This window comes from Streptomyces flaveolus (genome assembly GCF_044765825.1).
GTDB classification, from domain to species: Bacteria; Actinomycetota; Actinomycetes; order Streptomycetales; family Streptomycetaceae; genus Streptomyces; species Streptomyces flaveolus.
Window position 1 is genome coordinate 643,285 of the sequence record NZ_JBIWKU010000003.1, and the last position, 21,273, is coordinate 664,557.

The 21,273-nt window shown below is 73.7% G+C and carries 14 protein-coding genes; 4 read left to right on the forward strand and 10 right to left on the reverse strand.

The window, feature by feature from the left end:
- Positions 1–60 precede the first annotated feature (60 nt).
- Complete coding sequence (locus tag ACIRG6_RS12450) at positions 61–591, reverse strand: DoxX family membrane protein (RefSeq protein WP_364676491.1); 531 nt, start codon at positions 589–591, stop codon at positions 61–63.
- A 155-nt stretch (positions 592–746) separates the two neighbouring features.
- Positions 747–2,042: a hypothetical protein gene (locus tag ACIRG6_RS12455; protein WP_318214092.1), complete on the reverse strand. Its 1,296-nt coding sequence runs from the start codon at positions 2,040–2,042 to the stop codon at positions 747–749.
- Positions 2,043–2,235: 193 nt separating this feature from the next.
- On the opposite strand from ACIRG6_RS12455, the gene ACIRG6_RS12460 reads away from it, so the two are divergent.
- Both ACIRG6_RS12460 and ACIRG6_RS12465 read left to right on the forward strand, forming a co-directional pair.
- Entirely contained in the window at positions 2,236–3,171 is a 936-nt protein-coding gene (locus ACIRG6_RS12460) for a DUF4429 domain-containing protein (protein WP_403322383.1), read from the forward strand.
- An 85-nt stretch (positions 3,172–3,256) separates the two neighbouring features.
- Complete coding sequence (locus ACIRG6_RS12465; protein ID WP_365020413.1) at positions 3,257–3,745, forward strand: pyridoxamine 5'-phosphate oxidase family protein; 489 nt, start codon at positions 3,257–3,259, stop codon at positions 3,743–3,745.
- A 10-nt stretch (positions 3,746–3,755) separates the two neighbouring features.
- Here the strand turns inward: ACIRG6_RS12465 and guaA are convergent, their stop codons facing one another.
- Positions 3,756–5,336, reverse strand: a complete 1,581-nt coding sequence (guaA, locus tag ACIRG6_RS12470; protein WP_318214089.1) for a glutamine-hydrolyzing GMP synthase — start codon at positions 5,334–5,336, stop codon at positions 3,756–3,758.
- Positions 5,337–5,683: 347 nt separating this feature from the next.
- On the opposite strand from guaA, the gene ACIRG6_RS12475 reads away from it, so the two are divergent.
- Both ACIRG6_RS12475 and ACIRG6_RS12480 read left to right on the forward strand, forming a co-directional pair.
- Positions 5,684–5,971 (forward strand): chorismate mutase, encoded by a 288-nt coding sequence (locus ACIRG6_RS12475; protein ID WP_189229089.1) that lies wholly within the window; start codon positions 5,684–5,686, stop codon positions 5,969–5,971.
- A 611-nt stretch (positions 5,972–6,582) separates the two neighbouring features.
- Positions 6,583–7,551: an LAETG motif-containing sortase-dependent surface protein gene (locus ACIRG6_RS12480; protein ID WP_403322386.1), complete on the forward strand. Its 969-nt coding sequence runs from the start codon at positions 6,583–6,585 to the stop codon at positions 7,549–7,551.
- 88 nt (positions 7,552–7,639) lie between these two features.
- On the opposite strand, the gene ACIRG6_RS12485 is transcribed toward ACIRG6_RS12480, so the two are convergent.
- The 7 genes from ACIRG6_RS12485 to ACIRG6_RS12515 form a co-directional block, all read right to left on the reverse strand.
- A complete protein-coding gene (locus ACIRG6_RS12485) occupies positions 7,640–9,430 on the reverse strand; it encodes a GMC oxidoreductase (RefSeq protein WP_403322387.1) in 1,791 nt (596 codons plus the stop codon).
- Positions 9,431–9,529: 99 nt separating this feature from the next.
- The gene (locus ACIRG6_RS12490; protein WP_403322389.1) at positions 9,530–11,143 is read right to left on the reverse strand and encodes a succinic semialdehyde dehydrogenase; all 1,614 of its coding nucleotides are present in this window, start codon (positions 11,141–11,143) and stop codon (positions 9,530–9,532) included.
- Between the two features lie 129 nt (positions 11,144–11,272).
- The gene (locus ACIRG6_RS12495; RefSeq protein WP_403322392.1) at positions 11,273–12,934 is read right to left on the reverse strand and encodes a serine/threonine-protein kinase; all 1,662 of its coding nucleotides are present in this window, start codon (positions 12,932–12,934) and stop codon (positions 11,273–11,275) included.
- A gap of 87 nt (positions 12,935–13,021) precedes the next feature.
- Positions 13,022–14,185 carry a serine/threonine-protein kinase gene (locus ACIRG6_RS12500; RefSeq protein ID WP_403322500.1) on the reverse strand — a complete coding sequence of 388 codons (1,164 nt, stop codon included), beginning with the start codon at positions 14,183–14,185 and terminating at the stop codon, positions 13,022–13,024.
- A gap of 108 nt (positions 14,186–14,293) precedes the next feature.
- The gene (locus ACIRG6_RS12505; RefSeq protein ID WP_403322394.1) at positions 14,294–15,988 is read right to left on the reverse strand and encodes a serine/threonine-protein kinase; all 1,695 of its coding nucleotides are present in this window, start codon (positions 15,986–15,988) and stop codon (positions 14,294–14,296) included.
- 158 nt (positions 15,989–16,146) lie between these two features.
- On the reverse strand, positions 16,147–18,897 hold the full coding sequence (locus tag ACIRG6_RS12510) for a protein kinase (RefSeq protein WP_403322396.1): 2,751 nt from the start codon (positions 18,895–18,897) through the stop codon (positions 16,147–16,149).
- Between the two features lie 167 nt (positions 18,898–19,064).
- Entirely contained in the window at positions 19,065–21,071 is a 2,007-nt protein-coding gene (locus ACIRG6_RS12515) for a serine/threonine-protein kinase (RefSeq protein WP_403322502.1), read from the reverse strand.
- Positions 21,072–21,273: the final 202 nt, after the last annotated feature.

Genomic DNA, 21,273 nt, shown 5'->3' on the forward strand with positions numbered 1-21,273 from the left:
GCGCAGCGCACGAACGCGGACGCGGACGGGCCCCGGGCGGACCTCAGGGGCTGGCGGCGCCTACCGGTACCCGCCGGTCCGTCGGCGGCGCCTGCTGCGCAGTGCCGCGTCCAGCGAGAGCAGCGGGGCACCCGCGAGGACGAGGGGGAGCCAGGCCATGAGGTAGGCGAGGTCGTTGCCGTAGTAGTACGGGTCGGAGGCCCAGCTGACGGTCAGCCACAGGCTGAGCGAGATCAGCGCGCCGCCGAGCGCCGCCAGGCGGGCCAGCAGCCCGAGCAGCGTGCCGATGCCGACGGCCAGCTCGCCCAGGGCGATGGCGCAGCCGAAGCCGGGCGGGTTCTTCAGGGCCAGGTCGACCAGGGCGGGGATGGCCGAGGAGTCGCGGACGGCGCGCATCATGTCGCCGATGGACCCGGCTCCCGAGTCCTTCAGGAAGGCACTGTCGGTGAGCTTGTCCAGGCCCGCGTAGACGAAGGTGATGCCCAGGAAGATCCGCAGGGGCAGCAGGGCGTATCGAGTGGCGTTGTCACGCCAGTCCTGGCCACCCTGGAGACCGGACGTGTGCGGGTCCGTCCGCATGCCGTGAGTCATCACTGCCAGCCGCCTTTCGCCCATGCGTGCCGAACCCCTCGACAGACCATACGTACGACGTACGGGCCGCGCTCAATCCTTGACGCCCGATTTCTTCCTGTCGGTTCCGACAGGTGGCCGTACACCGGGCCCCGGGCGGGGCGGCGGTCGGCCCGTCAGTCCGTCACGTCGATCGCGTACCGGTTCGTCTCCACGCCCGCGCCCGTGACGACCTGGACCTCCACCCGGCCCGGTTCCACGTCCGCCGGTACCGGCACGGTCAGCAGGGCGTCCGTCGGGTTGCTGAAGCCTCCCGCCACGGGGACCAGGGGCACGTGGACGTTGACGGCGCCGATGCGGACGACCATGCGCGACAGGCGGTCCGCGCGCTGGGCGCCCGGCGGCACAAAGCCGGCGCCGCGGATCTCGATGTCGTCGCCGGTGCGGATCGGGGCGTCCAGGTCACCGGCCTCGCGCGCCCGGACCACGGACAGGATGACCGGCCGGCCGCCCTCCGCGTACTTGCCGGCCACGTAGGTCGCCGCCGACACCAGCACCACCACGGCTAGCCCCCACGGCAGGTCGGGCAGCTGCTCCGGCCGCCGGGCCAGCCGTACCGCCGCGAACACCAGGGCGACCGCGCTGATCACGACGTACTGGATGTCGGCGAACGTCCCGCGGCCCGCGTCGTCCGTCAGCAGGTCGGCCGCGCGCGGCCGGTCGGCGCGCACCTTCTGTAGCCGTTGCCCCAGCACGCGCAGCCCGACCACCCGGCGCACCAGCACCGCGATGCCGCACACCACCGCGAGCACGGTCACCACTCCGGCGCCGCGGGCGAGTTCGAGTCCGGAGATCAGCGCGTCCCGCCGCGCGTGCCCGGCGGCCACCGCGAGCTGACCGGCCAGGACGAGCACCGCGTAGGCGACGAAGAGCACCCAGACCGCGGCCACGGCCCGGGACGTGGAGAGGCGGTTGTCCTCACCGATGACCGGGGCCAGCGCCCCGCCCCGTGCCCGGTGGAACCAGGACGCCGCCGTCAGCGCGCCGGCCACGACCACGGCCGCCGCCAGCCCGGCGGTGCGCGCCGCCGACCAGCCCGCGCCGATCGCGGTGAGCGACTGGGCGAGCAGCAGCACCACGACCGCGGCCCACACGGCAACCGCCGTGCGACGCCCCAGGCCCGCGAGCCACGCCTCGCCCTCGGCCCGGCCGCGTTCGGCGACGACGTCCGCGGACTGGGTCAGCTCCTCGGAGACCCACTGCCGGGAGGCCGAGGCCGAGTGGGCCACCGCGGCCGGCAGACCCTGCCCGGCGGCGAACTCGTCCCGCTTGAGCAGGAACGCGGCGACCGCCCGGCGGTGCCCCTCACGGGCTCCGTGCGGACAGTCCCCGCACGTGCAGCCGCCTCCGTGCGGCGCCTCGTACGCGCCCTTGTCCGAGCCGCTCCCGCGTCTCGCCTCCTGTACCGCCACGCCCGACGCCCGCCTTCCCGAAGCCTGCCGAAACACCCGCGGCACACACAGGTGCCGACACCCGTAAATCCCTTGGGACGACAGCGAATTGTGCCGTACACCACGCCCCGCGCGCCCGGCGCCCCCGGTCCCCCTCTGCTCGGCGCGGGTGACGCGCGGGCCGCCGTGTTGACCCGGCTGGGAGAATTCCCCCATGGCCGAGATCATCCAGCGCGACGGGACCTGGGCGTTCGACGGCAGCACGGTCCGGATCACGCCGGGCCTCCACCGCTCGGTGCCGCTGTTCCGGCAGACGTACGGGGAGATCTCCGTACCGCTGGAGGCGGTCTCGGGCATCGTCCTCGAACCCGAGCGCAGACGCGGACGCCTGCGACTGCGGCTGCGCGAGGGCGCCGACCCCCTGCTCCAGGCGACCGGCGGGCGGCTGCCCGACGCTGCGGACCCGTACCGGCTGGCGGTGGACGCCGACCGCTACGGGGTGGCCGAGTACGTCGCCGAGGAGGTCCGCCGCGCGCTGCTGCTCGACCAGATCCCCAAGGAGCCCGTCCGGGCCTACCTGTTGCCCGGGCCGCCGGTGCCGGTCTCGGTCCGCTCCTCGGACGGCACCGTCTCCTTCGACGGCCGCCAGGTGCGCATCGACTGGGCCGACATCTCGGACCGCGTCAAGCGCGCCACCGGCCCGCGGATCATCGCCGTCGACGACCTGGTGCGGGTCGAGTGGCTGCCCAACTCCGGGTACGAGGACGGCTTCCTGCGGTTCGTGACCCGGGAGACGGCGTTCTCCAAGCTGCCGCCGGAGAAGGACCCCTACGCCCTGGACCTGTGGGGCAACACCCGCCGCGACCTGCTCACCGCGCTGATCGCCACCGCGGTCACGGCCCGCCTCCCGCACCCGTCGACCCGCGCCGCCACCCCCGGAGAGGACGGAGCGGCCGCCCCGGCGGCGGTGGTCCGGCCCCGCTCGGAGGCCGCCGTGGGGCCCCCGGCCGGGCATCACGACGTACTGCTGCGCCGGCTGCGCGAGCTGGGTGAGCTGCACCGCGGTGGCGTCCTCACGGACGACGAGTTCGCGCTGACGAAGGCGGCCGTGCTCCGGGGTTTCGGGCCCGGCGACGACAGGACCGGCTGACCGTCTGCCCGGCCGGCCGGCTCACGCGGGTGAGGCCGGAGGGAAGACGACAGGAGATGTCGGGTATCGGCGTCACACTCCCCGTATGACACCGAGCACCAAGGGCCCCGACTGGGCCTTCTTCACGTCCGCCGAACCCGGACTCGCCGCGCCGGCCGAGGCCCGCTTCGGCGCGTACCGGCATCACACGCTCGCGACCCTGCGCCGGGACGGCTCGCCCCGCACCACGGGCCTGGAGGTGCGTTTCCTCGGCGGCGAGCTGTGGCTCGGCATGATGCCCGGCTCGCTCAAGGCGCTCGACCTGCGCCGCGACCCGCGCTTCGCGCTCCAGGCGAACCCCGGGGAGGGCACCGGCATGGACGGCGGCGACGTGCGGATCTGCGGACGGGCCGTCGAGGTCGACGACCCGGAGACCAAGGGCGGATACGTGAAAGAGGTGGAACCGCCGGAGCCGTTCCACCTCTTCCGCACCGAGCTGACGGAGGTCGTACGGACCTACGTCGAGGACGACACGTATCTCGTCACACAGGTCTGGAAGCCCGGAGAGCCGGTGCGCACTCTCAAGCGGACGTGACCGCCCGAGACTACTCCCACTCGATGGTGCCCGGCGGCTTCGAGGTGACGTCGAGGACGACGCGGTTGACGTCCTTGACCTCGTTGGTGATGCGGGTGGAGATCTTGCCGAGGACGTCGTAGGGCAGGCGCGACCAGTCGGCCGTCATCGCGTCCTCGGAGGAGACCGGCCGCAGCACGATCGGGTGGCCGTAGGTGCGGCCGTCGCCCTGGACGCCGACCGAGCGGACATCGGCGAGCAGCACCACGGGGCACTGCCAGATGTCGCGGTCGAGGCCGGCCGCGGTCAGCTCCTCGCGGGCGATGGCGTCGGCCTCGCGGAGCAGGTCGAGCCGCTCCTTGGTGACCTCGCCGACGATGCGGATGCCGAGACCCGGACCGGGGAACGGCTGGCGCTGCACGATCTCCTCGGGCAGGCCCAGCTCCTGGCCGACCATGCGGACCTCGTCCTTGAACAGCTTGCGCAGCGGCTCGATGAGCTGGAACTCGAGGTCCTCGGGGAGGCCGCCCACGTTGTGGTGGGACTTGATGTTGGCGGCGCCGGTGCCGCCGCCGGACTCGACCACGTCCGGGTAGAGGGTGCCCTGGACCAGGAACTCCACGGCCGGGCCCTCGTCGGCGATGATCTCGGCCTGGGCCTGCTCGAAGACGCGGATGAACTCGCGGCCGATGATCTTCCGCTTCTCCTCGGGGTCGGTGACCCCGGCGAGCGCGTTCAGGAAGCGCTCCTGAGCGTCCACGACCTTGAGCTGCACGCCGGTCGCGGCGACGAAGTCCTTCTCGACCTGCTCGGTCTCGCCCTTGCGCATCAGGCCGTGGTCGACGTAGACGCAGGTCAGCTGGGAGCCGATGGCCTTCTGGACGAGGGCGGCGGCGACGGCGGAGTCCACGCCGCCGGACAGGCCGCAGATGGCGCGCTTGTCGCCGACCTGCTCGCGGATGGCCGCGACCTGCTCCTCGATCACGTTGCCCGTGGTCCAGTCGGGGGTCAGGCCCGCGCCCCGGTACAGGAAGTGCTCCAGCACCTGCTGCCCGTGCGTGGAGTGCATGACCTCGGGGTGGTACTGGACGCCGTAGAGCTTCTTGACGTCGTTCTCGAACGCGGCGACCGGGACGACGTGCGTGGAGCCGGTGACGGTGAAGCCCTCGGGAGCGGCGGAACAGGCGTCGCCGTGCGACATCCACACGGACTGCTCGGCCGGGGTGCCCTCGAAGAGGGTGGAGGACGGCTTGGAGACCGTCAGCTCCGTTCGCCCGTACTCGCGGGCACCGGAGTTATCGACGGTGCCGCCGAGGGCCTGCGCCATCAGCTGGAAGCCGTAGCACATGCCGAAGACGGGGACGCCCGCCTCGAACAGGGAACGGTCGACGGTCGGGGCGCCCGGCTCGTACACCGACGAGGGTCCGCCGGAGAGGATGATGGCCGCCGGGTTCTTGGCGAGCATCTCCTCGACCGGCATGGAGCTCGGCACGATCTCGCTGTAGACCCGCGCCTCGCGGACACGACGGGCGATGAGCTGGGCGTACTGCGCACCGAAGTCGACGACCAGGACGGTGTCGGGGGCGGCGGCAGCGGGAGTCGCTGATGACACGGGGTGCCTTCCGGCGGTCGGGCGGGGGTCTTGTGCTCCCGATTCTACCGAGGTGGGCAGGTGGAACGTCCCGCCGCGGTGCCCCGCCCGCACCCGCCCCCACGTCTCACCATGCAGACCCGCTTGGACACGGTCCGCCCCCGGGGCATACTGGGCCCATGCTCACGCACCAGACCTTCGTCTTTACCTATGGCAACCGGCCCACCGGCTGCCATGGTCGTGCTGCTTGAGCAACTGACAAGCGACTTCCCAGGCGCCCCGGGCCGACAAGGCCCGGGGCGCCTGCCGTTTCCGGGTCGTGCCGACTCGGGGCACCGCCACCGACTCTCCGGCGAGGAGCCCCCGAGATGACCGTCACCACCGCAGACAAGACCGGCGCCCGCACGACCGAGGCCGCCGACGTGATCACCGGCGCCCGTGAGCGCATCGACGCGCTCGACGACCGGATCATCGGGCTGATCCAGGAACGGATGGCCGTCTCCGCCGTCATCCAGGAGGCGCGGATCACCTCCGGCGGCCGGCGCGTGAACCTCTCCCGCGAGATGGACGTCCTCGGCCACTACAGGGACGCGCTGGGCAAGCCGGGCACGGCGCTGGCGATGACGCTGCTGGAGCTGTGCCGGGGTCGCATCTGAGTTCGGGCACGCTCTCACCCGTACGGCGCGTGACCGTCGCGCGGGGCGCTTCGTTGGTCCCGGTGTCCGTGCCAGCCAGGGGCGGGCCCGAAAGAACCACGCGTGGCTCGCTGGGGCGATGAGACGAACGGATCGTGCCGTACGTCGTGGGACCTCGCTCCAGGAAGTGACCGGACGGCAGGGGACAGCAGCCCGGTCACCCAAGAGAACGGCCGGCTCCGGGGACGCCCGGGGCCGGCCGGCGGGAACCGCCCCGCCCAGGGCCTCCCCTCCTGCATCCGCATACTCACCGGCCCAGCGGCGCCCCCTCCCCCGGCGCCGCTCCGAGGCACCGGCGCCGGTGCCGGCCGAGAGAGGGCCTCGCGGCTCCAGCCCGCGAGGCCCTTTTCGCACGTGTGGCGCAGGACACATAAAAATTCTGTGAGTCCGGGGACAACCATTCACAGCCCTCACTGATCAAACACGCCGAACAGATGAACCAAGGGCCGACCCGCGCCTCACACGCGGAGGCCTCCCATGACTCGCCCCCGTACCGCACCACGCGGTACGCCGGACTCTCTGAGGTCTTCATGAAGCTTCGTCGCGCCATGGCAGCCGCTGCTGCTACGGCAGTGATAGCCCCCTTGGCGCTGCTCGCGGCCCCGGCCGCCTACGCGACCGGCGAGTCGCCGGACCCGTCCGCCTCCGCCAGCGCGCCCGCGGGCGAGCAGACCGAGACGACGGCCCCGAGCGCCTCGGCGTCCGAGACCGAGACCACGCCCGCGCCGAGCGGCTCCACCACCGCCGAGCCGAGCACCACGGCGACCGAAACCGCCCCCGCCTCCCCCAGCGCGTCGGCGACCAGCACCTCCACTCCCACGTCTCCGGCGCCGAGCACCTCCGCTCCCGAGGAGTCGGAGAGCCCTGAGCCCGAGCCGTCCGAGTGCACGGACGCCAAGGTCGACGTCAGCTTCTCGGGCCTGCCCGGCAAGATCGCGGCGGGCAGCGGCTGGCACAAGTTCTCGCTCAACGTGGTCAACAACTCGGACTCCACCCTCCAGGACCTGGCTTACCTGACCGGCGCGTCCCCCGACGAGGACGGCTACGACCTCTTCGAGAGCAAGCAGGTCAGCCTGCAGGCCTGGAACCCCGACACCAACGCCTGGGACGACCTGGACGAGTACGGCTACGCCTTCGGCTGGGCGGGTTACACCGACGAGCTGAAGCCCGACTACGAGGTCGACGTCCCGCTGCGCATCAACGTGAAGGCCAGTGCCCCGGTCGGTGCCGGCTTCACCCTGGGCGCGACCCTCTACAGCGACGCCGACGGCCAGTGCCTGGGCGCCGGCGAGGCCGCCTACAAGTTCCAGATCGTCGCCGCCGGCACGGACACGGACGGCACCAAGCCGCAGGAAGGCGGCAAGGCTCCCGTCACCGACCAGAAGCCTGCCGCCACCACGCCGGAGGTCACCGGCAGCCTCGCCGAGACCGGTTCCAGCTCCGCGCTGCCGATGATCGGTCTGGCCGGCGGGCTCGCCGTCCTCGCCGGTGGCGGTGCGGTGTTCGTCGTCCGGCGCCGCAAGGCCGGTGCCGAGGCGTAAGCGCTGAACCACACGGCTTGACGCAAGACAAGAAGGACCTGCGCTCGGAGGGGGGCGCAGGTCCTTCTCGTTGTGCGGTACGCGGCCGCTACTTCTTCGGCGGCACCGCCGGCATCCCGAGGAACGGCAGCCGCAGCGCGCCGAAGGCCTCCGCCGGCACCGCCGGGGACTTGGGCTCGACGGGGGCCAGGCGTTGGTAGGGCGCGCCCTGCGCCGGGCGCGGGTCCTCCTCGCCCTTGTTGGGCCAGTACGACATCGCCCGCTCGGCCTGTGCCGTGATGGTCAGGGACGGGTTGACGCCCAGGTTGGCGGAGACCGCGGCGCCGTCGACGACGGAGATGCCGGGGTGGCCGTACAGCCGGTGGTAGGGGTCGATGACGCCGGTCTCGCGGGAGGCGCCGATCGGGCAGCCGCCGAGGAAGTGGGCGGTGAGCGGCGTGCCCATCAGCTCGCCGACGTTGGAACCGGCGAAGCCGTTGATCTCCGCCGCGAGGGCCGAGGCGCCGTCCGTCGCGGCCTTGATCTGCTTGGGGTTGGGCGAGCCGTGGCCCTCGCGGGCGGTGAGCAGGCCCTTGCCGACGCCCGCCGGTTTCAGGTACGTCGTCAGGGAGTTGTCCAGCGACTGCATCACCAGGCCGATGATGGTCCGCTCCGACCACTTGCGGTTGGACAGGGACCGCAGGACGCGGCTCGGGTGCCTCGCCGCATGGCCCAGGAAGCCCAGGACGCGCGAGGCGCCCGAGGCGGTGGCACCGGCGTACGGGACCTGGAGGATGGACAGGCTGCCCATCGAGTTGGAGCCCTTGCCGTAACGGACGGGCTCGATGTGGGTGTTGGCGTCCGGGTGGATGGACGACGTGATGGCGACGCCGCGCGTGAAGTCGGCCCGGGGCTCGCCGGTGGCCCTGCGGTAGCGCCGGTCGTCGGTCTGGGCGCCGACCAGGGCCTCGGAGTTGGTGCGGGTCAGCTCGCCGAGCTTGTCGGAGAGGTAGGGCAGCTGGCGGTTCGCCTTCATGCGGTGCAGCAGCGTCTGGGTGCCGTAGGTTCCGGCGGCGAGGACGACGCGGCGGGCCGTGAAGGTGTGGCCGGCGCCTTTCTTCTTCCGGTCGGTGGGGAGCGTGGCGACGGCGAAGCCGCCGCGTGAGTCCTCGGTGACCGACACGACCGTGGTCATCGGGTGGACGACCGCGCCCGCCTTCTCGGCGAGGTACAGGTAGTTCTCGTTGAGGGTGTTCTTCGCGCCGTGCCGGCAGCCGGTCATGCACTCGCCGCACTCGTTGCAGGCCTTGCGGTCCGGGCCCGCGCCGCCGAAGTAGGGGTCGGGCACCTGCTCGCCCGGCTTGGCCTTCGCCGTCCCGTCGGCGTCCTCGCCGTCGCCGAAGAAGACACCGACGGGCGCCATGTGGAAGGTGTCGCCGACGCCCATCCGTTCGGCGGCGGCCTTCAGGTGCACGTCGGAGGGGGTCATCGTCGGGTTGAGGCGGACGCCGAGCATGCGGCGGGCCTGGTCGTAATAGGGCGTCAGTTCCTCGTGCCAGTCGGTGATGTCCCGCCACTGGGGGTCGTCGAAGAAGGGCTTCGGCGGCACGTAGAGGGTGTTGGCGTAGTTGAGGGAGCCGCCGCCGACCCCGGCGCCTGCCAGGACCATGACATTGCCGAGCAGATGGATGCGCTGGATGCCGAACATGCCGAGCTTCGGCGCCCAGAGGTAGTTCTTGAGGTCCCAGGAGTTCTTGGGCAGCGACTCGCGGGTGAAGCGGCGGCCGGCTTCGAGGACGCCGACGCGGTAGCCCTTCTCGGTCAGGCGGAGGGCGGAGACCGAACCGCCGAAGCCTGAACCCACTATGAGGACGTCGTAGTCGTAGTCGTCCTGAGGCACGGGTGTCTCCTCTTCGAGTGTCGCGTGCGGGTCGTGTGTGGCTGGTCGCGCTCCGGCGGCGGAGCCGCATGTCGATACGGCTCCGCGCCCCTGAGTGGGTTACCTGAACCGGAATGCCTTCATGAGCCGGAGACTGCGGCTCATGAACGCCGCGTACTTCTCGTCGTCCATGCCGAGGGACGGTGCCATCGGCACCAGGCGCTGGTGGGCCACGGTCTGTGCCTCGGTGTACTTGAGGATGCCCTCGGAGCCGTGCCGGCGGCCGAGGCCGGAGTCCTTCATGCCGCCCATCGGCGACTGGACGCTGCCGTAGGCGGGCGCGTACCCGTCGTTGATGTTGACGGTGCCGGTGCGCAGCCGGGCGGCGACGTCGCGGCCGCGCCGGGCGTCCTTCGTCCAGACCGAGGAGTTCAGGCCGTACGGCGTGGAGTTGGCGTGCTCGACCGCCTCGTCCTCGGTCGTGAAGCGGTAGACGGAGACGACCGGGCCGAAGGTCTCCTCGGTGCAGACGGTCATGGGGGCGGCGACCCCGTCGAGGATGGTCGGCTCGTAGAAGTACGGGCCGATGTCCGGGCGGGCGACGCCGCCGGCGACCAGCTTCGCGCCGTGCGCGAGGGCGTCCTCCACGTGCCGCACGACGGTCTCCAGCTGCCGCTCGCCCACCAGCGAGCCCATGTCGGCGCCGTAGGCGAGGGAGGTGCCGAGCCGCATCGCCCGGGTGCGGGCGGCGAAGCGCTCCAGGAAGGCGTCGGCGACCGACTCGTGGACGTAGAGCCGCTCGATGGAGATGCACAGCTGGCCGGCGGAGGAGAAGCAGGCGCGGACGGCGCCCGCGGCGGCCTTCTCGATGTCGGAGTCCTCGAGGACCAGCATGGCGTTCTTGCCGCCGAGTTCGAGGGAGACGCCGACCAGGCGGGCGGCGGCGCCCTGGGCGACCTCGCGGCCGGTGCGGGTGGAGCCGGTGAAGGAGACGTAGTCGGCGTGCTTGACGACCTCGGGGCCGACGACCGGGCCCTCGCCCAGGACGACCTGGAAGACCTCCGCCGGCAGCCCGGCCTCGATGAGGAGGTCACGGGCCCACAGGGCGGTCAGGCAGGTCTCGGTGTCGGGCTTCATGACGACCGCGTTGCCCGCGACGAACGCGGGGAGCGCGTCGCCGACGGACAGCTCCAGCGGGTAGTTCCAGGGGGCGATCTGGCCGACGACCCCGCGCGGGTGGCGCAGTTCGGTGACCTTCGTCAGGGCCGGGATGGCGCCGGTGTGCCGCTTGGCCTTGAGGTACGCGGCGGCGCGGCGGCCGTAGTGCCGGGCGGCGACGGCGACGGCCTGGACCTCCTCGTGGGCGTGCAGGCGGGCCTTGCCGGTCTCCAGCTGGATGAGGTCGAGGACCTCGGCCTGCCGTTCCAGGACCAGGTCGTGGAAGCGCAGCAGGACGGCGGCTCGCTGCCGCACCGGCGTCCGCGCCCACACGGCCTGGGCGGCGCGGGCCTGCTCGAACGCCCCCGCCACGTCCTGAGGCGTCGACTCCGGCAGGTCGGCCAGTTTCTCGCCGGTGAACGGCGTGTGGTTGGCGGTCCGGCCGGAGCCGGCGACGCCCTTGGTGAGCTGGGCGACCAGCTCGGGGGTCACCACGTCGGCCGCGGTGCGGGCGCCCGCGGGGGCGGGGGCGAGGGGGTTGGTGCCGGTGATTTCCGGGGCCTGCGCGTCCGTCATGAGCCGCAGGGTATGACGCCGGGCGGGCTTTGTGTACCCGTCGGTAACGGGGATTCACCGGGTGCTCACACACCGCCAGCGATCACTGGCAACAAACGTGCTGATCAGGGCGTTGTACGGGCGGGGCGCTCAGGTGCCGTCGATGTCCAGATTGGCGACGGCCGTCCTGGCCACCTCGCGTCCCCGCTCGGTGAAGTCGCCCTTGCCCGGATAGCTGACGGTGAGCTTGTACATGTCGCCGGCGGTGGTCCTGTAGTAGAAGATCCGCACCTCACGCGGGCGGGGGTCCTGGCTGTCGTTGGTGGTGTAGACGACCGTGTTCTCGGCGGACTTCCCGCCCTTGTACGTCGTCTCCCTGGGGTCGGTCCTCGGGTTCTCGGGCATGGAGAGCTCGTACTCGCCGCTCTCCTTGAACTTCCCGTCGTCGTCGTACATCTCGGCCGCGGCGGAACCCGCGATGTTGCCGCCGGTGTCCTCCGCCTTCCTGTCCAGGTTCAGGCCGATCCAGATGCCGCCGCTCCAGTCGGTGTACGTGACCCAGTGCTCTCCGGCGTCTTCGGACACGGTCCGCTGGTAACCCTCGGGCACCGCCAGGGTGGCGGCGAGCTGCTTCTCGTGCGGGGTCTTCCAGCCCTCGGGCAACGGCCCCGCGAACGGGTCCGCGACCACCAGGTACCCCGCCACCGCCGCGGCGACGACGGCCGCGGCGAGGGCGGCCCACACCTTGCGGCCCGGCCGGAAGCCACGGCCGCCCGGCACGGGCACCCGCACGGCCTGGGTGGGCCCCGGCGCGGGCGGGTTCGCGGCGGCCTCCAGCAGCGCACGCACCCGGGCGGCGTCCGGACGGCGCGCCGGGTCCTTGTCCAGCAGACCCGTGATCACCTCGGCCAGCGGGCCCTGCGCGGAGGCGGGCGGCGCCGGCACGGCGTTGAGCACCGACTGGAGCGTGGCGGGGGTGTTGCTGCGGCGGAACGGGGAGACGCCCTCCGTCGCCGCGTACAGCACCACGCCCAGCGACCACAGGTCGCTCGCCGGGCCGGGACGCTGGCCCAGCACCCGCTCGGGGGCGATGTACTCGGGCGAGCCGACGAAGCCGCCGGTGTCGGTCAGGTTGGTCTCGCCCTCGATCCGGGCGATGCCGAAGTCGGTGAGGACGACCCGGTCGTAGCGGCCGAGCAGCACGTTGTCGGGCTTCACGTCCCGGTGCAGGATGCCCGCCGCGTGCGCGGCCTCCAGCGCGCCGAGGACCTCCAGGCCGATCCGGGCCGCCTCGCGCGCGCCCAGCGTGCCCTCCTGCAGCGCGTCGCCCAGTGAGCGGCCCCGCACCAGCTCCATCACGATCCACGGCCGGCCGTCGACCACCGCGACGTCGTGCACGTCGACCACGGCCGGGTGGTCGAGCCGGGCCGCGGCGCGCGCCTCGCGGCGCATCCGCTCGTAGGCGTTGGCCCGTTCGCGTTCGGGGAGGTGATCGGGGACGCGGGGCTCCTTGACGGCGACCTCGCGGTCCACGGTCTCGTCCTGCGCCCGCCACACGGTGCCCATGCCGCCGTGCCCGAGCTTGGCGACCAGCCGGTAGCGGCCCGCGATCAGCCGCCCCGCACCCGGCTCCTGGGCGGACGGCCGCGCCGGCTCCGGCCCGGCAGGGGCCGGCGACCGCGGCGGCACGACGTGGGCGGGCGTCGCGTACGGGTTGCCGGGATGCGGTACGGCGGCGTGCGGATTCGGTGGTTGCAGGGCGTAGCTCGTCGGCTCGTCCGACCCTCTTCCGGTTCCCCCGTTGTGGCTCATGGACCATCCATATCGCGCCGGACACACCGATATCCACCGCCCGTGGACCGCGGTCACAAACCCGTGACGCGTGCTGGCACTTATCGCCTATTCAGGAGTGTCCGCGGACGCCGGCGCGGACGCCTGGCGGGTAACGGTGACCGTGGCAGTCGGCTCCCTGGGGGGCCCGCCGGGGGCATCGGAGGAGGGCACGGGGCCGGACCCCGGCGACGAGACGGGCGGGGACGCCGACGGCGGTGTCCCGGGCACGGACGTCGTGGGCGTGCCGCCTCCGCCGCCGTCGTCGCCGCCGTCCGCGAGCAGCGCCGCCGCCGAGATGCCCGCCCCGGCCGCGGCGGCGACGAGGAGCACCGCCATGAGGACGCCGCGTGTGGAGTACCGCGGCTCACCGGTGCGGGGCGGCGCGGGCGTGCGGCCGGTGTCCAGGTAGGCGCTCAGCATCCGTTCCGCCTCGGCGGCGTCCAGGCGGCGCCCCGGGTCGCGTTCCAGCAGGCCCCGTACGACGGGCAGGATCGGCGCGGCCTGTGCGGGCGGGCGGATCTCCTCGGAGACCACGGCGTGCAGGACGCCGCCCAGCGAGTCGCGGTGGAAGGGCGACGCGCCGCTGAGGACCGCGCACAGCAGCACGCCCAGCGACCACAGGTCGGACTCCGGTCCGGTCCCGGCACCGGACATCCGCTCGGGGGCGGTGTACTCGGGCGAGCCGACGAAGGAGCCGGTCTCGGTGAGCGTGGTGGCGCCCGCGACCTGGGCGACGCCGAAGTCGGTGAGGACGACCCGGCCGTCCTCGGCGACCAGCACGTTGGACGGCTTCACGTCCCGGTGCAGGATCCCGGCCGCGTGCGCGGTGCGCAGGGCGCCGAGCAGGGCGACGCCGATCCGGGCGGCCTCGGCGGCGTCGACCGGTCCGTGGTCGCGGACACGGTCGGCGAGCGAGCCTCCCTCGACGAACTCCATGACCATGTACGCCCGTTCGTCGTCCTCGACGACGTCGTGGACGACGATGACGTGCGGATGCCGCAGCTGAGCGACCGCGCGGGCCTCCCGCAGGGTGCGTCCACGGCGCCGCCGGGCCTCCGCCGCGGAGAGGGTCTCGTCGCGCGGGAGCGCTTTGACGGCCACCTGACGGCCGAGCAGTTGGTCGGTCGCCCGCCACACGATGCCCATGCCGCCGCGGCCGAGCCGCTCATGGAGACGGTAACGGCCGGCGATGACACGCCCACCCGACCCCTGGGTCACCATGCGTCCCATCATGCCGCACCGGACGCGTCGGCTCCGGACCGCCGGACCGCGGGTGGCCGACAACCGACGGGCATCCCGGCACCACCGGCCGGCCCCCCGGCCCGCGCGGGCCGCCGGTCAGGCCGATTTCTCCTGCCAGCTCCGCAGCAGATACGTGAACTGCTCGCTCGTGTCCGCCCAGTCCTCGGCGGGCGAGGAGATGTAGAGGGCGTACTCGACGCCGTCCCGGGACATGTACATCTCCTCGGCGGCGTGCCGCGGGCCGGGGAAGGCGATGTCCTTGGCCAGCGCCGTCCAGGTGTACTCCCACCGGGCGCTGTCGCGGTCGCGGTACGTGGAGTGCTCCAGCGTCACGCGCCGGTAGTCGACGAGGCGTTGGAGCTGCTGCTCCAGGTCGAGCTGGTGGGCATAGGGGTCGTTGAAGTCGGGCGCGGTGTCGACGGCGATGCGCACGAAGTGCTCGCCGCCGTCGGGGCTGTAGTCGACCTGCCGCAGATCACCGCTGCCCGGGAGCTCCTCCCGCTCCCAGCCCGGGGGAAGGGAGAGGCTGAAACCCAGCGGGTCGTCGTACCGGACCCAGTCGGCCGGGACGGACCCCGTGGGCTGCCCCTCCGCGGAGGCGGAGGGGGAGCCGGATGCGGAGGGAGACCCGGAGGCGGACGGGAGGGGCGACGAGGTGACGGCCGCTCCCCGGTCCGTGTCCCGGCCCTTGTCCGACGCCTGGAGCAGCACGGCGGTGCCGCCGCCGACCAGGGCGGCGACCGCGACCACCAGCGCGACCGTCCACAGGCGGCGCCGGGGCCGTGCGGGAGGGGCGGGTGGATATCCCAGGGGTGCCGTACCGCCGCCCGCCGTCGGGTGTCCCACGGCCGTCGGTCCGGTCACCGGCGGACAGGGCGTCTGCCCACCCGTGCCCGGCGGACCCGGGTGGGCCGGAGCCGGCGCGTGCCCGGTGCCCGAGTACTGCGTCGGCACGTACGCCTGGGCCGCGTGGGGCCGCCGCCCCTCGGCCGCCTCGGCGAGAAGCTGTTCCGTCTCGGTCGCGTCGGGCCGGCCGGCCGGGTCCTTGCGCAGCAGGGCGCTGATGACGGGCGCGAGCGGGCCGGCGTGCCGGGGCTCGGAGACCTCCTCCTCGACGACCGCCTGCATCGTGGACAGCGGCGAGGTACGGCGGAAGGGCGACCTGCCCTCCACCGCCGTGTACAGCGTCGCGCCCAGCGCCCACAGGTCGGACGCGGGGCCGGGATCGTGGCCCCGCACCCGCTCGGGCGCCAGGTAGTCCACGGAGCCGACGACCTCACCGGTACGGGTGATGGTGCTGTCGCCCTCGATCTGCGCGATGCCGAAGTCGGTGAGCAGCACCCGGCCGTCGTCGGCGAGCAGGACGTTGCCGGGCTTGACGTCGCGGTGCAGGACCCCGGCGGTGTGGGCGGCGCGCAGGGCACGCAGCACCCACAGTCCGATGCGGGCCGCCTCCCGCGGGGCGACGCGCTCGTCCTCCTTGACCGCGTCGGCCAGCGAGCGGCCCTCGACCAGCTCCATCACGATCCAGGGCCGGCCGTCGTGTTCGAGCACGTCGTGCACGGTGACGACGGCCGAGTGGTTGATCCGCGCGGCCGCGCGCGCCTCGCCCCGGGTCCGCGCCAGCAGGATGGCCCGGTCGCTCTCGGAGACGTAGTGCGCGGCGGTCAACTCCTTGATGGCGACGACTCGGTGGAGTACTTCGTCGTGAGCGCGCCACACCCGGCCCATGCCGCCGCTGCCGATGGACTCGCCGAGCCGGTAACGGCCCGCGACGAGCCCGCCCTGCATCTGATTCACGTTGCCCCGCAATGGTCTTGTCAGGGTCAGACTAGGGACCGGGACCCCTTCGGGGAACGGGTGGGGTGGCACGAAGACCGCTCTGTGACAGTTGTCGCTTCCCGCGCCGGGAGGCAACCATCGGCGACCCCCGTCCGCCCCAAGTGCCGTCAGCCCGTGTACTGGTAGGTCGCCGACGCCTGTTCGTACAGCCGGGTCACCTCGTCGCGCTCCGCCTCGGGTCCGCGCACCTGCAGCACGTGGTAGCGCCCGTCGATCAGCATCGCGACGTTGCGCACGTACAGCTCGCCTCCGTTGGTACCGGTCCAGGTGAACTGCCCCTCGGCCATGGTCCGTCCGCCCACCTCGATGGTCTTCAGCCCGCTGGAGGTGGCCCAGCTGGAGGCGCGGTAGGGCTCCAACTCGCGTTCCTTGTCGCGCTGGTAGGCCATCGGGTCGGTGCCGAACTCGCCCGAGCCGTCCCGGCCGGGTACGACGACGAGCTCGAAGTCGCCCTTGGCGTAGACGACCTGGCCGCTGCCGTTGCGCGGGGTGCGGGTCCAGCCCTCGGCGACGGCGACCCGGAAGCCCTCCGGATCCTTGCGCAGCGCGAACCCGTCGGCGACGTCGGGCCCGGTGGTCTGCGTCTCGGCGGAGCCGGCCGACTCCGAGGGCTCGGCCTCGGGGGACGACTGCTCGGGCCTGGGCTCGCTGCTGACCTGGGGTGACCGCTCGGACGGCGCCCGGCTCGTCTCGGCGGCGGCGTCCGTCCGGCCGGGGGCGCCGGCCCCGTCGGTGTCGCTCTTCGGCATGAAGAACATGGCGTACGCGACCGCCCCGGCCAGGGCGAGCAGTATCAGCAGGAGCAGGGTCCGGCCGAGGCTGCGCGGCGAACGGTCGGGTTCCTGCCGGGACCTCTTGTGCCGTCCGTGGTGGGCGGGCAGCCCGGCGCGCCGCCTGCGCACCAGCTCGCCCCGGCGACGCACGATGGGCAGCCGGCTGGTGTCGGCGGGCGGGGCGGCGACGACGTGCAGTCCGGCCTCCGGCTCGGGTGCCGAACGCACCAGGGAGCGGATCCAGCCGCTCAGTTCCTCGAAGTCGATGCGCTCGGTGGGGTCCTGACGCAGCAGCGACTCCACGACCGGCCGCAGCGGTCCGCACTCCTCGGCGAACGCGGGCGGCTCCGCGCACACGATCTGCACCAGCTCGGCGGTCGACTCCTCCGGGTAGGGCGCGTGCCCCTGGACGGCGCGGAAGAGCAGCGCGCCCAGTGCCCAGAGGTCGGTGGCGGGGCCGATGGGCGCGGCGAGCTGCCAGTTCTCGTGCACCGGCCCGGCCTGCTCCGGGGCCCAGCGCTCGGTCACGGGGCCGACCACGGCCATCCGGGCCTGCCGTGCCCGTTCGGCGGCGAGTGCGGTGCCCGGTCCGCGCCGCGCGGGGGCGGGGGCGACCGGGTCGTCCCAGCCGGCGGTGGCCGGGGCGGGGGTGCTCTCCTGGCGCGGGGCGGGGGGCAGGGCGGCGCGGTCGTCGGCCGATGCGGGTGCGGTGGTGTCCGCGGGGTCGCCGGTCGTGCGGGGCGTGGCGCCGTGCCACGGGGTGGTGCGGACGCCGTAGGGGTCGGCGATCTGTCCGGGCGGCGCGGGCGCGCTGCCGTGCGTGCCGGTGCCGTCGTCGGGGGCGGGGCGGGCGCCGGGCAGGGCCGCGCGGCCGTTCTGCGCCTCCTGCACGCGGGCCGCGGCACGGGCGCCGGCGCGGTAGGCGGCGATGGCCCCGGCGCGGGCGGCGCGGATGTCGCCGCCGGTGTCGAGCGACGCGGGGGTGAAGCCGGCGGGGAGTCCGCGGGGGCCCTCCGGGCCGGTCGCCGGCAGCCCGCGCTCGCTGCGCGCCTCGATGGCGGCCCGCCGAGCGGCCTCGGGATCGGCCCCGCCGGGGCCGAACACACCGGTCACGGGACCGGAACCGCCGGGACCGAACGCCCCGGTCTCAGGACCGGCACCACCGGGACCGAACGCCCCGGTCTCAGGACCGGCTGCCGTGCCAGGACCGAAGCCGCCTGCGTCGGCACCGGCCCCCGTGTCCGCACCGCCCGGCCCCAGGGCCCCGGCGCGGGTCCCCCGAGGCCCCCGCGCCCCGGCCTCATGTCCCGTCGGACCGGACCCCGGCGCCCCCGGTGCCTCCGGCACGCCGGTCCGCCCGGCGATCCTCGGCGCACCGCCCGCGGGACCGGCCCCGCCGGGACCCGGCGTCCCCGCCTGGCCTCCCCGCCCAGGGGGGCCCGCCTCGCCCTCCGGGGCGGGGACCGGGTCGTAGCCGCACAGCGCTTCCTCCGCCGCCCCGACCGCCAGGCCGGTCAGCATCACGCGCCCGTCGTCGCAGACCAGCACCGTGCGGGCGGTGATGTTCCGGTGGACCCAGCCGTACCCGTGCAGCACCCGCAGCGCCATGAGGACGTCGGAGGCGACCTCTGCCGCCCGGTACGGGGTCAGCGGCTGCTCGGCGAGCAGCGCGGCCAGGGGCCTCGCGGCCACCAGCTCGCTGACGATCCACAGCGAGCCGCCCTCGGCGAAGACGTCGAAGACCTGGTCAAGACGCGGATGATCGGGAACGGCGGCCGCGGCCTGCGCGGCCTCGACGGCACGCCGCACCACCGGGTCGGCCGGCCGCCTCGGGCCGCCCCGGGGCGCCTGGGGCCGCGGGGCGGTGCGCCGGGCGCCGCGGTCACGGGCCGTGAAACCGTCGGGCAGGCCGTCCGCGTCGAGGACCTCCGCCTCGACGACCTCTGGCAGCGGCACCTGCCGGACCAGGACTTCCTGGCCGCTGTAGGTGTCGAAGGCCCGGCTCTCGGTCAGTTCGTACTCGTCGGAGGGCGGCAGCGGCAGGCGGTAGCGGTCGGCGAGTACCCGTCCCGCATAGTCGTCCACGTTGCCTCCCCCGGCAGCCCGGTCGTCGGTACCGGTCGGTCAATTCCGTTCGCCTCGCGGGCCGTTCCGGCTGCGTACGGTCCGCAAGCACTCACGATACGTGCCGGAGGCAACCCACAAAGAGGGGATGCCAGATCTCGGACCGCTCAAACCCGGGCCCGCCGGACCTAGGGCTTGGGCGTGAACGTGTTCGTCAGCGTCCGCCAGCTGTCCCGGCGCCGGTCACTGTCCCAGTCGGCGGCCTTCGCCGTGTACATGAGCGCGTAACCCTGGTGGTCGTTGACGACGAATCCCCGGTCGACGGTCCGGTACCCGGTGCCGCCGTCCTTGTAGGTGAACTCCCAGTCGGCGGCGTTCCAGCCGCGGTAGCCCACCTTCTCGATGCGGATCTTCTTGTACTGGGAGCGGACCATGTACCGCTCCTGGTTCTTCCAGTCCGCGACCGGGTCGTCCTTGGGCGTGGTCGTCCAGGCGATCAGCAGCTTCTGCCCGCCGGGCCCGGTGAACCGGTCGCCGGCGGTGCCCGAGGACTGGAACTTCCACCCCTTGGGGAGCCCGATGGAGTAACCCTGGCCGCCCCGGTGGGTGGTGGCCGCGCCGTCGTCCTTGCCCCCGTCGTCCGCGCCGCTCCCGGCGTCGCCGGAAGCGCTCGCGGCGGGGGTGCCCGCGGCGTCCGAGGAGGTGCCCGTCGCCGGCCCGGAGGCGGAGCCGTCGGTGCCGGGACCGTCGGTCCCGTCCTGCTGGGTGTCGCCGCTCGCGGAGGAGGTGGCGGCGGTGGTGTCGCCGCCGGCCGCGCCCTTGGCCGCGTTGTCGTCGTCACCGCCGAGGGTGAGGGCGAGCACGGTGCCGAGGACGGCGAGGGCGACGATCACCGCGATGATCACGAGCGTGCGCTTCGGCACCACGTCGGTGAGCGGTGCGCGGGGCGCGGGCCGGTGCGGCAGGTCCGGCGGCGGCACGACGGGCCAGCCGGAACTCCGGACGCCCGCGCCGGCGTTCGGTGCACCGGCTCCCCCGGCCGTCCCGGTGCCGGACGCGGTAGCGCGGGCCGGCGCGGATGCGGCCCCGGCGGGACCCGACGCGGCGGAGCCCGGCCGGGTCCGGTCGCCACCGCCCGGCTCGGCGCGGGACGTGGCCGCGGCACCCGCCGCGCCCGCGCCGGCCGCCTTCCGCACGGAACGCAGTGCCCCGCGCAGCCGCTCCCCGGCCTCTTCCCGCTTGCCGGCGCCGCCCGCCGGACCGCCGCGCCGCGTGCGCTCGTCCGGCTGCGCGGGCAGCGGAACGACCTTGGTGGCGTCCATCGGCTCGTCCGCGCGGACCGCGGGCGCGTGGATGACCTTGTTGAGCATCGCGCGGGCGCCCGCGTCGTCGAGCCGCTGGGCGGGGTCCTTGGTGAGCAGCCCGTAGATGACGTCCCGCAGCGGTCCGGCGTTCTTCGGCTCCTCCAGGTTCTCCGTCATCACCGCGGTGAGCGTGGCGATCGCGGAACCCTTGTCGTAGGGCGGGGTGCCCTCGACCGCCGCGTACAGCAGGCCGCCGAGGGACCAGAGGTCGGCGGCCGGGCCGGGCTTGTGGCCGCGGGCGCGCTCCGGGGAGATGTAGGAGGGGGCGCCGACGAGCATGCCGGTGGAGGTGATGGACGGGTCGCCCTCGACCTGGGCGATGCCGAAGTCGGTGAGCACGACCCGGCCGTCCTCGGCGATCAGGACGTTGGACGGCTTCACGTCACGGTGCAGGATGCCCTCGCGGTGCGCGGAGCGCAGCACGTCGAGGACGGCGAGGCCCACCTCGGCGGCGCGCTTCGGCTCCAGCAGGCCGTCCTCCCGGATGACCTCGGCGAGCGACTTGCCCTCGACGAGTTCCATCACGATCCAGGGCCGGTCGTCCTCCTCGACCACGTCGTAGACCGTCACGGCGCTGTTGTTGCGGATCCGCGCGATCGCCTTGGCCTCACGCAGCGTGCGCGTGATCAGGCGGCGCTTCTCCTCCTCGTCGATGTTCCCCGGGAACCGCAGCTCCTTGACGGCGACCGTGCGCCCGAGGGTCTCGTCCTCGGCCCGCCACACCGTCCCCATGCCGCCGCGGCCGAGCACATCTCCCAGCCGGTACCGCCCGGCGAGGAGACGTGCGCTCTTGTCCGTACGGGATGTCCCCGCCCGCTCCGCCTCCGACATGCGTCCCCTCATGCAACCCGCCCTGACAGAGCCTTCATTGTCTCTCACCCGACAAGTGCTCGACGCCCAGGGTGCCTCTCGCGCCGCGTCCCGGCCCGGCACGGCCCGGGGCCCGGGGAACGGCGCGTTCCGCGGGCCCGCACGGCAGCCACGGAAACGCGCCGCGTGGCGTACTGACCCCGCGTCACCGGGACCGGGTGCC

What these genes read in the sequence shown, in the direction of transcription:
- ACIRG6_RS12495 (WP_403322392.1), bottom strand. Translation starts at nt 12,934, where the DNA reads ATGAGCCACAACGGGGGAACCGGAAGAGGGTCGGACGAGCCGACGAGC.
- ACIRG6_RS12475 (WP_189229089.1), top strand. Translation starts at nt 5,684, where the DNA reads ATGACCGTCACCACCGCAGACAAGACCGGCGCCCGCACGACCGAGGCC.
- ACIRG6_RS12465 (WP_365020413.1), top strand. Translation starts at nt 3,257, where the DNA reads ATGACACCGAGCACCAAGGGCCCCGACTGGGCCTTCTTCACGTCCGCC.
- ACIRG6_RS12490 (WP_403322389.1), bottom strand. Translation starts at nt 11,143, where the DNA reads ATGACGGACGCGCAGGCCCCGGAAATCACCGGCACCAACCCCCTCGCC.
- ACIRG6_RS12450 (WP_364676491.1), bottom strand. Translation starts at nt 591, where the DNA reads ATGACTCACGGCATGCGGACGGACCCGCACACGTCCGGTCTCCAGGGT.
- ACIRG6_RS12460 (WP_403322383.1), top strand. Translation starts at nt 2,236, where the DNA reads ATGGCCGAGATCATCCAGCGCGACGGGACCTGGGCGTTCGACGGCAGC.
- ACIRG6_RS12500 (WP_403322500.1), bottom strand. Translation starts at nt 14,185, where the DNA reads ATGGGACGCATGGTGACCCAGGGGTCGGGTGGGCGTGTCATCGCCGGC.
- ACIRG6_RS12515 (WP_403322502.1), bottom strand. Translation starts at nt 21,071, where the DNA reads ATGTCGGAGGCGGAGCGGGCGGGGACATCCCGTACGGACAAGAGCGCA.
- ACIRG6_RS12505 (WP_403322394.1), bottom strand. Translation starts at nt 15,988, where the DNA reads ATGCAGGGCGGGCTCGTCGCGGGCCGTTACCGGCTCGGCGAGTCCATC.